The following is a 12580-nucleotide window of genomic DNA, read 5'->3' on the forward strand; positions in this document are numbered from 1 at the left end:
GTAAAAAAAAGGCCGGTTAACTTCGTTAACCGGCCTCGGACAATGGTTAAGTTAGCATTATTTTTCAGCTTCAACTTTTTCAATCAAATGCTCCGCCACATTAAGCATTTCAGTCATCCCTCCTGCCAGGGGTGCGTCAGTAAAATAACGTCCATCGACGATAAGAACTGGAACGCCCTGAACGCCAGATGTCTGGCTGATAATTAATGCTTTTTTTACGTTGGTTTTGACTGTAAACGAATTCATCGTTTCAACGAACTTCTCACGATCAATGCCCTGCTCTTCGACAAAGTCGAGCAAACGATCTTCGGTATCGAGACGACGCTTATCAATATGAATGGCATTAAATAATGCTTTATGCAGTTTTTCGGAATCACCGGTAACTTGTGCAGCATAAAACACTCTTGCCAGCTGTAACCAGCTATCACGGAAAATAGCCGGTACCTGAGTAAATTTCACATTTTCAGGCAGGGTTTCTTTCCACTGCATAATTTGTGAATCCAAAGTAAAGCAATGTGGGCAGGAGTACGAGAACAACTCGATAACTTCAATCTGTTCATTTGAAGTATTTTTCGCCATACGCTCAGTGGTTGGCTTGTAGTGATCGCCCTCTTTGTAGCTTGCTGAATCCGCTGACACAGTAAATGGCATTAACAATGCCGCCGTAGTCAGTAACAAAGCACGAATAGATCTCGTCATTTCAATATCCTTAAATTTTATATTTACAAACTGCCGTATGAGTGAAGTCCGGACAAAAACATATTGACACCCAGAAAGGCAAATAAGGTCACGAACAGTCCAACAATTGCCCACCAGGCCATCGGTACACCATTCCAGCCTTTTGTCATACGCATATGCAACCAGGCAGCATAATTCAGCCAGACAATCAATGCCCAGGTCTCTTTTGGATCCCAGGACCAGTAGCCACCCCAGGCTTCAGCAGCCCACAAGGCACCAAGAATGGTTGCCACTGTAAAAAAGGCAAAGCCAAGGGCGATGCTTTTGTACATTAAATCGTCCATCATCATCAGTGGCGGCATGGCTTTTACCACACCGCTGTCAGGATTCTTTGCAGCACGCCAACTGACCAGTAAATAGGCGATACCGATCATGGCTGCCATAGCAAACGCACCGTAACCGATAAAGTTTGCCGGCACATGAATTTTCATCCAATAGCTCTGCAGTGCAGGAACCAATGGCTGAATTTCATGCGCATTACGTTCAAATGCATACCAGAGCTGGAAGATAACGGCAGCGGAAATCACCAATAAAACAAAGCCACCTAAGCTGCGCACCTGATAGCGACGTTCATAAAACAGGTAAAGCAGTGCTGTAACGACGGCAAACAGAATGAATACTTCATAGAGATTGCTAACCGGGATATAACCGATATCAGCACCCATCATATGGGTTTCACGCCAGCGCACCATCAGTCCTGTCATACCAAATGTAGTTGCAATCCAGGTGAAAGCGCTCCCCACTTTTTCAGTATAAGCAGAACGAAAAATCAAGCCACCAAAATAGGTAAAGGTTGCAGCAATAAAAAACACACTCATCCACATAATCGCCGACTGACTGGCCAACATATATTTAAGCAGACCATTGGTTTCAGCAGCGCCAAGCTCAGATCCGTACAACTGCAAAGCCATTAAGCTTAAGACTGCTACAGCAATGGAGTGTCCGCGAAACCCGGGCCACTGATTTCCCACCAATGCCATACTGACTGCAGTAAAAATCAGAATAGAGACTTCGTAAACATCCAGTACTTCATGATAAATCGTCAAAATACCAATGGTTGCCAGCAACAAAAGGCTATACCACCACCATGTATGTGCGGCTGGTTTGGTCATTATTTCAGTATTTGTTGTCATTGGTTTCTCATACTCTCTATAACGCTTTCACTAAGAACCCGGCAATTGCCGGGAGTTCCCCGTTTTAGCTGGTAATGCGGTTTGTTGCTCATTGAAAAATGTATCAAATTCACGTGCATTGCGATTACTTGATCCTGCCAGAATGATGTCAGTCTTCTCAGGCCCTTGCTCAATCCATGCCCACAGGCGTCGTTGCGGAAGATAAAATAGTAAAAACACACCGATAACCAATAGGGCACAACCGAAATACACCACATTTTTACCCGGTGCCTTCGCAATTTGCAGTCCGGTAGATTGTATATGTTCAAAATCAGTCAATTGTAAAAATACCGGTGAGCCATAACGTGACAGTGTGCCGATCGAATCAACCGTATCCTGTAAAAAGAGTAACTGGTCGTTAGTCACCGTTTGTGGATCAATGCCGTCCATGCTGAAATAAATACGTGCCAGCATTTCCCGTAACATGCCTAAATAGGCTGGTGCTAAATTGTCACGCTCTGCATCGGGAAGATTGTTATCAATAAAGTCTCTTACTTCATCAAAGCCGCCACGGACAAACATTTTGATCAGTGTTTCCAGAGTCTGTTGCAAACTGCCTTCCAGTGCTTCATCACGCTCCGGTAGCATGGCAAGTGCTTCTTTCATCATTGAGTTTGCAATACCGGAAACCAGCGCCTCATCACGCAGCAAGGCCGAATATTCAAGAAAACGTGTCAGGCTGCCATCTTCATCAACAGGTAAATAGAGATAAGCAAAAGATTCAGCCGGGGTATTGCGTACACCACTTAAAAAATATTCACGGCCATCACGCTCCACCGGAAACATGTAGTTTTCATATTCTCTGGCTTCGCCGGTCTCAGTACGCAATTTGAATGTGAAGTTTGGGCCAAAATCACGTACGTTGCGCATATCTTCTTCAGTAGGATCAGGATTGATATTAAAGGGACGGAAATCAATCATTTCCAACTGCATGCTTTCTTCACCCCAGAGCATTTGTCGATTTTCAAATACTTTGGTCTGGATAGACACAGGTTCGGTTCCGGCTCGACTGTCTAATGGCCAGGCATCCAGACTCAATAAAGAACCGCCATCACTGAAACTGGCCTGATAAATCGCATGCCCACGATAGATCAACGGATGATTTACCGCGATTGTTGCCTCCATCGGCGCATCCAGCTCATCATCGTGAATAACTAAATCAGATTCAAATGATTTCGGCTGACCGTTGGGATAATGTTCAATTCGGAAATCTTTAACTTCAATACGAAACGGCAAAGCTTGCAGTAAATACCCGTCACGGACCGGCAAAAAAACCACTTCTGAGGCCTTACCTTCCGGAATACTGACAGATCCTCTGAATCCCTGATTTCCCTCTCCCAGCCGACTCTCCGCAGGAATATCACGAATCGAAAGATCACGTGTCTCAATTTTGATATCGCCACGCCATTCTGCAAGTTTGAGCGGCATGTTGCTGTCAAACAGGCCGCCAACACAAATCACCACAATGGCAATATGGGTGAATAAATAACCAAGGCGATTCATCCCACCCCGCATCGCCGAAATTAAGATCGCATCGTCTTGCTTGACGGTTTGCCGGCTGCGAAAGCCGAGATTTTTGAATTCCTTTTGCAGGCTATTGGCAACGGTTTGCAGATTGTCGTTTGATTGCCACTGAGCACTGTGGTGCATGGCTTTTAATGATTTTTTCTGCACATTGGTGCGCAATTGCCACATTTCTTTGGTCATGGCAGGGAAATGGCGGATAACGCAGACTGATGTAGAAATAACCAATAACGCAAGGATTGTTATAAACCACATAGCGCTGTATACATCATAAAGCCCAAGTTGCTCAAACACATCAAACCAGAATGGTCCGAATTTTATGACGTAATCAGCATAGGGTTGATTTTGCTGCAGTACTGTACCGATAACAGAGGCGACTGCTAACGTCAGTAATAAGGTGATAGCAAGCTCCATCGAACCGATAAACAGAAATAACCGGCGTGTAAAACTCAGGCTTGATGGACCTTTTTTAGTGGACTCAGACATGATATAGCTCAAACATGAGCCGATTTATGACTCCGGTGAAATGTTGAATCATTTTCACCGGAGCATTATCAGCATTTAGTGCAGACCGGATACATAAGCGGAAACCGCTTTGATCTCTTCCTCTGTCATCTTAGAGGCAATATCACGCATCATGCCATTAGGATCGTTATGCCGCTCACCATTTGCAAAAGCGTGTAATTGCGCTTCTGTATAGGCACGATATTGAGCAGATAGTTTCGGCCATTTCGCTGCAGGCATACCACTGCCATTTGGGCCATGACAGGCCATGCAGGCTGGCACTCCCGATTCACTGTTGCCACCGCGATAAATCTGCTTACCGAGGTCCAGCAAATCTTCACTTACGGCGCCAGGAGTAGACTCTTTGCTGGCATAATAAGCCGCTAAATCTGCCATATCTTCTTCAGATAACCCGGCAACCATTGGTGCCATAATCGCATTTTCACGCTTGCCGCTTTTGAATTCGACTAACTGTTTATAGATGTAACTGGCATGCTGTCCGGCCAGTTTGGGATACATATCAGAAGGACTGTTCCCATCAACACCATGACAGGCTGCACAAACCGCTGATTTTGCTTTGCCGGCGGAAATGTCACCTGCAGCTAAGACTAGCGGTGAAGCTGTTACTCCAAAACCCAACACCACTGCAAAAATAAATTTTTTCATTGTCGTTCCTGGCTACTAACTTTCGGATACAAAACTTCCGGTATGCTACTCTTATTGGCACTTTTTTGCACCTGGAAAGACTGAAATGTCAGAGCTATACCGCAGCGCGCATTATACTGTCAGCGCGACACAATTGTCCCAACTACCATCCGATTCAGGTTTTGAAGTGGCTTTTGCAGGCCGCTCTAATGCCGGAAAATCCAGTGCAATCAACACTATCACGGGAATAAAAGCACTGGCACGCATCAGTAAGACACCAGGAAGAACGCAAATGATCAATTTTTTTCATCTTGATGATGAAAGAGCGCTGGTTGATCTTCCCGGTTACGGTTATGCCAAAGTCCCGGAAAAAATGAAGCTGAAATGGCAGGCAACACTAAGTAAATATCTTGAAACGCGGCAATCATTACGCGGATTAATGCTGATGATGGATATACGTCACCCGCTAAAAAACTTTGATTTACAAATGCTAGGCTGGGCCAAACAGGCTGAACTGCCGATTCATATCCTGTTAACCAAGTCTGACAAGTTGGGCCGTGGAGCCGGTGGCAACGCTTTACAGCAAGTTCGAAAGGAATTGAAGGAAGCCGGATTAAATGCCTCAGTACAATTATTTTCATCTTTGAATCATCAGGGTCGTGATGAAGCGATACAGGTTCTTGATGAATGGTTTGAGCTTTCAACCCCAGCACAAGATTAGAATTTTCTGCTGAATCAATTTATTACAAAATTTATGCTGCAGGTGATGGCAGATGTCGCCACTCTCTGCTAACGTTTACTTCAATGGGTGCAATGCTACCATAGAATAATTAAGTTCAATGTTGAAGCTGGCGCTTCATGGCATCGTAGCCAAAGCCCGTACCCACATCTGTTTTTTTCCATAACGATTCCCATTCAAGGATTGCCGCTATGACGCCAAGATATACCGCGATAACAACCCCTTTGCCTGAGCTTTATCAGACGTCAAAACTGGGGATGAACACGCTCGCTTTAACCGAAGATTTTAAACGCTATTTCGGAATATATCTCGGTCAGGACAAAGGCTGTGCTTCAGGGCATTACCTGTATTCTGCCATGGCCCACACCCTGCGTGATCGGCTTTTTGAAAGAATGAAAAACACCAAGCACACCTATGCGGATACTCGCTGTAAACAAGCTTATTACCTATCTATGGAATTTTTGATGGGCAGAGCAACTGGCAATGCTGCATTAAATCTGGGTATTGAAGAACCACTGAAAAAAGCCCTGATCAACCTGGGGCTCGAATATGAAGAACTCGCTGAGTTTGAGCATGATGCCGGGTTGGGTAATGGCGGTCTTGGGCGACTGGCCGCCTGTTTTATTGATAGCTGCGCTACTCTGCAGCTACCTGTGACAGGTTATGGTCTGCGTTATGAATACGGCATGTTTCAGCAAAAAATACAAAATGGTCATCAACAGGAAATGCCGGATCATTGGTTAAGGGATGGTAACCCATGGGAGCTTGAACGGCCGGAGTACACTCAGCGGATCAAGTTTGGTGGACATACTGAATTACGCCGCAATGCCAACGGACAAATGGAAATTCAGTGGGTTGATACCAATGATGTTCTGGCCGTTCCCTATGACTTACCAGTTCCCGGTTATCAGAATGGTACGGTGAACCGCTTGCGTTTATGGAAAGCCGCGGCCACAGATGAATTTAATCTGGAAGATTTTAATGCCGGCTCCTACACAGAAGCTGTAGCTGCTAAAAATGAAGCAGAAAATATCAGCATGGTACTGTATCCAAATGATGCCAGTGAAAACGGTAAGGAATTACGACTTCGTCAACAATATTTTCTGGCTTCAGCCAGCCTGCAGGATATTCTGGATTACTGGGTCACTACCCACGGTGAAGATTTTGAAAACTTTGCGGATAAAAATGTGTTTCAACTTAACGATACGCATCCCACCGTTGCCGTTGCTGAATTAATGCGGCTGCTAATGGATGAGCATCAATTAGGCTGGGATAAAGCCTGGAAAATCACCACAAACACTATGGCCTATACCAACCATACATTACTGCCTGAAGCTTTGGAGCGCTGGCCTGCAAATCTTTTCGGACGATTATTGCCACGGATTCTGGAAATAATTTACGAGATTAACGCCCGTTTCTTACGTGAAGTTGCCAATCATTGGCCTGGCGATAAAGAGCGGTTGGCGCGGATGTCAATTATTGAGGAAGGTTCCCAGCAACAGGTTCGTATGGCCCATTTAGCCATTATCGGTAGTTTTTCAGTAAACGGTGTTGCTGCCCTCCACTCGGAGTTACTGAAAAAAGGTCTGTTTGAAGACTTTTATCAATTGTGGCCAGAAAAATTCAACAACAAAACCAATGGTGTGACTCAGCGGCGCTGGATGGCCTGGTGTAACCCTGTGCTAAGCCAATTGATAACAGATACCATAGGTGACAAATGGATTACCCGTCTGAGCGAACTGGAAAATCTTGCCCCACTTGCCCATGACAATGATTTTCAGGACGCCTGGCATAAAGCCAAATATGAAAATAAAAAACGCCTGGCCGCTTTGGTCGAGAAAGACTGCGGTGTCACTTTTAACCCAGAAGCCATGTTTGATATTCAGGTGAAACGCATCCATGAATACAAGCGCCAGCTGCTTAATGTATTACATGTGATTCATTTGTATGATCAGATCAAACGAGGACAAACGGAAGGTTTGCCCAAACGCTGTGTTTTATTTGGTGGAAAAGCAGCTCCGGGCTATGTGATGGCTAAACAGATCATCAAACTTATTAACAATGTTGCCGATGTCGTAAACAATGATCCTGATATTGGTGACTTGCTGAAAGTGGTGTTTTTTCCGAACTATCAAGTCTCAGTTATGGAAGTCATCTGTCCGGCAGCTGATTTATCTGAACAAATTTCAACTGCCGGTAAAGAAGCATCAGGTACCGGCAATATGAAGTTTATGATGAATGGTGCGATTACCATTGGCACTCTGGATGGCGCTAATATCGAAATTCGCGAAGAAGTGGGCGATGACAACTTTTTCTTATTCGGTCTTTCTGAAGTTGAAGTTGCCGAAAAACGTGGTCACTATAATCCGCAGGCTATTATCGACAATGACGCTGATTTGAAACGTGTAGTGGATTTATTAACCGGTGGACACTTTAATCAGTTTGAGCCTGGCTGTTTTGACAACATCATTCGTGCCTTTACCAGTCCAAATGACCCGTGGATGACAATAGCGGATTTTCGTAGTTATATCGATGCCCAGCACCAAGCGGGTCAGGCCTATCAGGATAAAGAACGGTGGACGGCAATGAGCATTACCAATGCAGCCCGAAGCGGGAAGTTTTCCACTGATCGTACTATGGAAGAATATAATCAGGATATCTGGAAACTGGAAAAAATCGCTCCCCATCCGGATAGCTGATTCCAGCTATAAAAAGCCTCTGCCCGTAAACGCAAATACTTACTGGCCGGGGCTTTCTGCTTTTTCGGTGGTTTAAGGCTATTAAAGTCCGTATAATTCGCGCTGTCAGCAATAAGTCAAAGCGCCTGTAGCTCAGTTGGATAGAGTATCGGTTTCCGAAACCGAGGGTCACAGGTTCAATTCCTGTCAGGCGCACCACTTTTCCGACATCGACTTGTTACGAGGGCAGGTTAAGTAATCTCCGAACCTGTTTGGAGGGGCGGCTCCATCTGGCCATATTGATCCAGTTTGTTATATAAAGTTTTAACCGTGATCCCAAGTTGTTTTGCTGCTTGAGTTTTGTTCTGCTTACAAGCATCAAGCGTTGAAAGTATCAAACTTTTTTCTGCATCTTTAATCGATGTCCCTGGCCCAATACCATTGTCTTTTATAGACTGGATACTCGAAAAGTTTGGTAAATCAGCGACAGTAATAAGTTCTTCCGCAAGAATATGAGCCCGCTCAACACAATGTTTAAGTTCTCTGACATTCCCCGGCCAGCTGTATTGAGCAAATATATCCAAAACCTCATCGGCAAAAACTTTTCCTGATTGGGTCGCTTCATTACGATAGGCAAGAAAATGTTTTGCCAGCTCAATCACATCATTATCACGGTGACGCAATGGCGGAATTTTGATCGGAAAATGCGCTAAACGAAAATATAAATCTTCCCGCAGAAAACCTGCTTCAATCGCTTCGTCGGGCTCCCTGTTCGTTGCGGCGATGATTCTTACTTTGGATTGCCGAACAACGTCACTGCCCACTCGTCTGAATTCTCCGCTTTCCAGCACTCTGAGCAATTTGCTTTGCAATGCAAGGGGCATTTCGGTGATTTCATCCAGTAATAATGTTCCATTACCACCCTGCTCAAAAAAACCGATATGCTGGTTTACCGCGCCAGTGAACGCGCCTTTTTCATGGCCAAATAATTCACTTTCAACCAAATCAGCAGCAAGGGCAGCACAATTAACTGAAACCATTGGTTCGTTGGCCCGTTCACTCTGTTCGTGAATAGTTCTTGCTGCGACCTCTTTTCCACAACCGCTTTCACCTATCAAAAAAACATTGGCATCCGTTTGACTGACACGACGTATCAAGCGATACAGCTTATGCATTACTGCTGATGACCCCAGTAATGAACCATATTGATCGAGAGTGGAAGTGAGTGTGGCAGTATGACGGTTTCGTTTAAGTTGTTTAAATTCTTCAGCAAATTCTTTAGCGATTTCTATGAGCGGAGTAAAGTCGCTCATCTGTCGAAAATGATAGGCTACCCCCTGACTCATCATAAGATCCAGCCATTTATTGGGAAGGCCGTCACTTAATAAAATCCAGTCAGCGGTGCTTAATAATGGATGTGCCTTGAATAATTTATATTCACTCCCAGTTACTTGCTGGGGGGCAAAGATTACCAGGTCAGCTTCATAACTTTGCTCAGTCAAATCTGCAACCTGAATCAGGCTAAAGTTACACGCAGAGAGCTGATTGCTCAGTTTCGCCGAGAGCTCGTCATCCGGTGAGATTAATAATAATTTTGGCATAAGACTCGTTATCAATTAAATGTTGATTTTGAGTCTAACATGGTCAATTTACAGGTTTCTTAACATAGATAAAGTGGCTGAAACAATTGTTCCAGCCTCTTTAAATTCAATGAGTGAAATTCGGGCTAACTTACCCGCCGATGTTGTCGCCGATCATTTTTTAGTCTTTGCAAACGATCCTGGCTCAACTGTATATTAGCCAAATGACCAGCTAAGTACGAGGACATCCGACGGTCGTTCATTCTTCTTACATAGATTTTCAAAATCTCTAATGAACGCCTTTCTATTGTTTCAAGGTCAGCAAGACATTCCTTATCAATTGCAGGGTTACACATTCCATATGTAATTTTATAAATCGCCCGCATTGTTAACGCTAACTCGGTATTACAGGGCTGAATATTTTTCAGCCCTGAAAAACGTTTATTTATATCATTAACAATGTCTGCCCTTACAAGGGCCATTTCACGAAACAGCATTCTTACCTCACTACTGATCGCTTTCCTTGCGATCATATTGTAGAAGCTGTCTCCATCTACACAGATACTTCTCAACTCATGTATAAGTTGTTGATCTCTGTTATTTAACATCTGACATTCAGTTTGTTACAACCAGTTCATCTTTGACCTCGACAACTTTGTCGTAGCCTTTTGCCATTTCGATAGCCAAATCCCTTTCGGTCTCATTCTTCACATTGCCTTTCAATGTGACAACCCCATTATCAGTTGAAACATTAATGGATGTAGCTTCGAGCTTATCATGAGCTGCAAGCTCCATTTTAAGACCGGCAGTAACCGTCATATCATGCCAAGCACGGCTAAATGATTTGTTATCGTTATCTTTGGCTTCGTCATGGCGGTAATCCGGATCAATCGTTAAATTATTTTTAACGTCGGTAATTCCTTCTACATTCCGAGCAATTTCACCTGCCAGATCTTTTTGGGTTTCGTTATTAACCTCCCCGGTTAATACGGCAACACCATTGTCAATGTCGGTATCAATTTTAAAATTATTTAATTCCGTGTTGAGCAATAATGATGTTTCCAATTTCCCATCCAACCAGGCATCATTCGCTTCACCTTGCCAATCATTAGCAAATGCCGGGGTACTGATTAATGTCGCTGCAGTCAAAATTGCTAAACCATTCATTTTAAATTTCATTATTTATCTCCTTATCGATTTAATTGTCACTTATGAAATTTTGCTATAACCATGCCAGCCTTTTATACATATAAAGATCAATGAGTTAGACAGATATTCAGCAACAAAAAAGAGGGCGTCATGAATAATTTACAAACCCTATCGGGAAAATATTCATGTTTAACCACCGTTTTAAAATAAAAATGCGTCTTAACGACGCCTTTTGATCGATACCCGAAAAAATAATATTCAGGCTTAATTGACTAATGACTATTTATTAAGGGCTTCGACCTCTTTTTCTGCCTGATCTTTTGCCAGGCCATACCGCTCCTGTAATAAGCCTGCAAGTTGCTGAGCATTCCCTTTAGTTTGTTCAATTTCATCGTCCGTTAATTTACCCCAGCTTTCTCTGAATTTACCTTTGAATTGTATCCACTTACCTTCGGTAATATCTTTATTCATGACAATCTCCTCTTCGCTTAATTAATGGAAAGTCTGGCATTAAATTCATATCCAGACGTCCGTCTCTCTGAACACAGAAAACAAACATTCTGTATCTCAAGACTCGGAAAAACTCCTGGATGAAACCGTTTTCAACAAGGAGTTATAACCTGCACAGCGTGTTACAGAATTCATGCCATTCCGATAAGCAGTTGATCCTTATGGTTTATACAGAATCACATTGGAAATAAAACCTTAAAAATCAGAAGAAATAACATAGTGAAATGTAAATATTTCAGATACAAACCAGGACTCAATCAAAAACAACAGACACAAAAAAGGCCCGGTTAAGGGCCTTTTTCGTAACAACTAAAACGGGTTGTTATTGTGTGTTAACAATGAAGTCAACACGACGGTTAAGGGCGCGACCAGCATCAGTCGAGTTATTTGCTATAGGTGAAGTCTCACCCATACCAACTGGAATCAGGTTGTTACCGTTAACACCTTTAGATACCAGATATTCAACTACAGATTCCGAACGACGTTGAGACAGTTTCAAGTTGTACTCTTCTGAACCGATACTGTCAGTATGACCTTCTACACGCACTTCAACCACTTCATCAGTGTTGAGTAAAGCAGTGACCGCGTCATCCAGAATGGTTTGCGCTTCTGGTGTCAGAGTCGCTTTATCAAATTCAAAGTTCACACCCGTCAGAGATAAAATGGTTTGACCAGCAATTGGGCAGCCATCTTCATCAACGATTACACCTTCAGGAGTGTTAGGGCACAGATCTTTGTAATCCGCTACGCCATCTCTATCAGAATCAATCGGGCAACCAACGTTATCAACAGTTACACCCGCTGGAGTGTTGGCACACATATCGATACCATCAACGACACCATCGTTGTCTGAATCCATTGCGCAGCCATTGGCATCAAGTAAAGCACCAGGGACTGGCTCATGTTCACACATGGTTTTTTCTGTTACTTCTTCTGCTTGCGCTTCATCGGTAGGGCAAAGTAATAATGCCAGCATTGCACCAACCGCAGCGCCACCCACTGCACCAGAACCGCCACTCGCTGCAGCACCAACGGCTGCGCCACCAACAGCACCACCAAGCGCCGAACATAAGGTGTAATTGTCGTAAGCACGTTGATTTGGGCCTGCACAACCAGCCAGCAAACCAATCGTCAGCAATGCTGCCGTTAATTTAACTGTAATATTCATAGTTTAAGTTCCTTTAGATTTATTGCTTATTAGTAGGTAATCGTTTGCTGATATCCTGACTGACACGGCCGTTACTCCATGTGTCAGACTCAAACATCATAATAATACGATTTACGTTTGAAGTGTAACATATTAAAAAAAAGACATATTTGCCTTTTTTTGTAACTCCCTAA

The 12580-nt window shown here is 43.6% G+C and carries 11 protein-coding genes and 1 tRNA gene; 3 read left to right on the forward strand and 9 right to left on the reverse strand.

Going from position 1 to position 12580, the window contains the following annotated elements; all coding sequences use genetic code 11:
• Positions 1–57: 57 nt before the first annotated feature.
• The 4 genes from B3O33_RS14810 to B3O33_RS14825 form a co-directional block, all read right to left on the reverse strand.
• Positions 58–699, reverse strand: coding sequence for a thiol:disulfide interchange protein DsbA/DsbL (locus B3O33_RS14810; RefSeq protein WP_292362012.1), 642 nt, complete (start codon positions 697–699; stop codon positions 58–60).
• A gap of 23 nt (positions 700–722) precedes the next feature.
• Positions 723–1871 carry a c-type cytochrome biogenesis protein CcsB gene (ccsB, locus tag B3O33_RS14815; RefSeq protein WP_292362011.1) on the reverse strand — a complete coding sequence of 383 codons (1149 nt, stop codon included), beginning with the start codon at positions 1869–1871 and terminating at the stop codon, positions 723–725.
• 30 nt (positions 1872–1901) lie between these two features.
• Positions 1902–3920 carry a cytochrome c biogenesis protein ResB gene (locus tag B3O33_RS14820; RefSeq protein WP_292362010.1) on the reverse strand — a complete coding sequence of 673 codons (2019 nt, stop codon included), beginning with the start codon at positions 3918–3920 and terminating at the stop codon, positions 1902–1904.
• 75 nt (positions 3921–3995) lie between these two features.
• Positions 3996–4604: a c-type cytochrome gene (locus B3O33_RS14825; RefSeq protein WP_292362009.1), complete on the reverse strand. Its 609-nt coding sequence runs from the start codon at positions 4602–4604 to the stop codon at positions 3996–3998.
• Positions 4605–4689: 85 nt separating this feature from the next.
• Here B3O33_RS14825 and yihA point away from each other — a divergent pair, with 85 nt between their 5' ends.
• From yihA to B3O33_RS14840, 3 genes are all read left to right on the forward strand, one after another.
• The gene (yihA, locus tag B3O33_RS14830) at positions 4690–5304 is read left to right on the forward strand and encodes a ribosome biogenesis GTP-binding protein YihA/YsxC (protein ID WP_292362008.1); all 615 of its coding nucleotides are present in this window, start codon (positions 4690–4692) and stop codon (positions 5302–5304) included.
• 209 nt (positions 5305–5513) lie between these two features.
• On the forward strand, positions 5514–8021 hold the full coding sequence (locus B3O33_RS14835; protein WP_292362007.1) for a glycogen/starch/alpha-glucan phosphorylase: 2508 nt from the start codon (positions 5514–5516) through the stop codon (positions 8019–8021).
• Positions 8022–8142: 121 nt separating this feature from the next.
• Positions 8143–8219 (forward strand) — tRNA-Arg (locus B3O33_RS14840).
• A 32-nt stretch (positions 8220–8251) separates the two neighbouring features.
• On the opposite strand, the gene B3O33_RS14845 is transcribed toward B3O33_RS14840, so the two are convergent.
• From B3O33_RS14845 to B3O33_RS14865, 5 genes are all read right to left on the reverse strand, one after another.
• Positions 8252–9601, reverse strand: a complete 1350-nt coding sequence (locus B3O33_RS14845) for a sigma-54 interaction domain-containing protein (protein WP_292362006.1) — start codon at positions 9599–9601, stop codon at positions 8252–8254.
• Positions 9602–9726: 125 nt separating this feature from the next.
• The gene (locus tag B3O33_RS14850) at positions 9727–10188 is read right to left on the reverse strand and encodes a hypothetical protein (RefSeq protein ID WP_292362005.1); all 462 of its coding nucleotides are present in this window, start codon (positions 10186–10188) and stop codon (positions 9727–9729) included.
• A 7-nt stretch (positions 10189–10195) separates the two neighbouring features.
• Positions 10196–10759, reverse strand: a complete 564-nt coding sequence (locus tag B3O33_RS14855) for a BON domain-containing protein (RefSeq protein WP_292362004.1) — start codon at positions 10757–10759, stop codon at positions 10196–10198.
• A gap of 249 nt (positions 10760–11008) precedes the next feature.
• On the reverse strand, positions 11009–11200 hold the full coding sequence (locus tag B3O33_RS14860) for a CsbD family protein (protein ID WP_292362003.1): 192 nt from the start codon (positions 11198–11200) through the stop codon (positions 11009–11011).
• Between the two features lie 361 nt (positions 11201–11561).
• Entirely contained in the window at positions 11562–12407 is an 846-nt protein-coding gene (locus B3O33_RS14865) for an OmpA family protein (protein WP_292362002.1), read from the reverse strand.
• Positions 12408–12580 lie beyond the last annotated feature (173 nt).

Origin of the sequence: Methylophaga sp. UBA1464 (assembly GCF_002325665.1) — a bacterium.
GTDB lineage: Bacteria > Pseudomonadota > Gammaproteobacteria > Nitrosococcales > Methylophagaceae > Methylophaga.

What these genes read in the sequence shown, in the direction of transcription:
- B3O33_RS14810 (WP_292362012.1), bottom strand. Translation starts at nt 699, where the DNA reads ATGACGAGATCTATTCGTGCTTTGTTACTGACTACGGCGGCATTGTTA.
- ccsB (WP_292362011.1), bottom strand. Translation starts at nt 1,871, where the DNA reads ATGACAACAAATACTGAAATAATGACCAAACCAGCCGCACATACATGG.
- B3O33_RS14820 (WP_292362010.1), bottom strand. Translation starts at nt 3,920, where the DNA reads ATGTCTGAGTCCACTAAAAAAGGTCCATCAAGCCTGAGTTTTACACGC.
- B3O33_RS14825 (WP_292362009.1), bottom strand. Translation starts at nt 4,604, where the DNA reads ATGAAAAAATTTATTTTTGCAGTGGTGTTGGGTTTTGGAGTAACAGCT.
- yihA (WP_292362008.1), top strand. Translation starts at nt 4,690, where the DNA reads ATGTCAGAGCTATACCGCAGCGCGCATTATACTGTCAGCGCGACACAA.
- B3O33_RS14835 (WP_292362007.1), top strand. Translation starts at nt 5,514, where the DNA reads ATGACGCCAAGATATACCGCGATAACAACCCCTTTGCCTGAGCTTTAT.
- B3O33_RS14845 (WP_292362006.1), bottom strand. Translation starts at nt 9,601, where the DNA reads ATGCCAAAATTATTATTAATCTCACCGGATGACGAGCTCTCGGCGAAA.
- B3O33_RS14850 (WP_292362005.1), bottom strand. Translation starts at nt 10,188, where the DNA reads ATGTTAAATAACAGAGATCAACAACTTATACATGAGTTGAGAAGTATC.
- B3O33_RS14855 (WP_292362004.1), bottom strand. Translation starts at nt 10,759, where the DNA reads ATGAAATTTAAAATGAATGGTTTAGCAATTTTGACTGCAGCGACATTA.
- B3O33_RS14860 (WP_292362003.1), bottom strand. Translation starts at nt 11,200, where the DNA reads ATGAATAAAGATATTACCGAAGGTAAGTGGATACAATTCAAAGGTAAA.
- B3O33_RS14865 (WP_292362002.1), bottom strand. Translation starts at nt 12,407, where the DNA reads ATGAATATTACAGTTAAATTAACGGCAGCATTGCTGACGATTGGTTTG.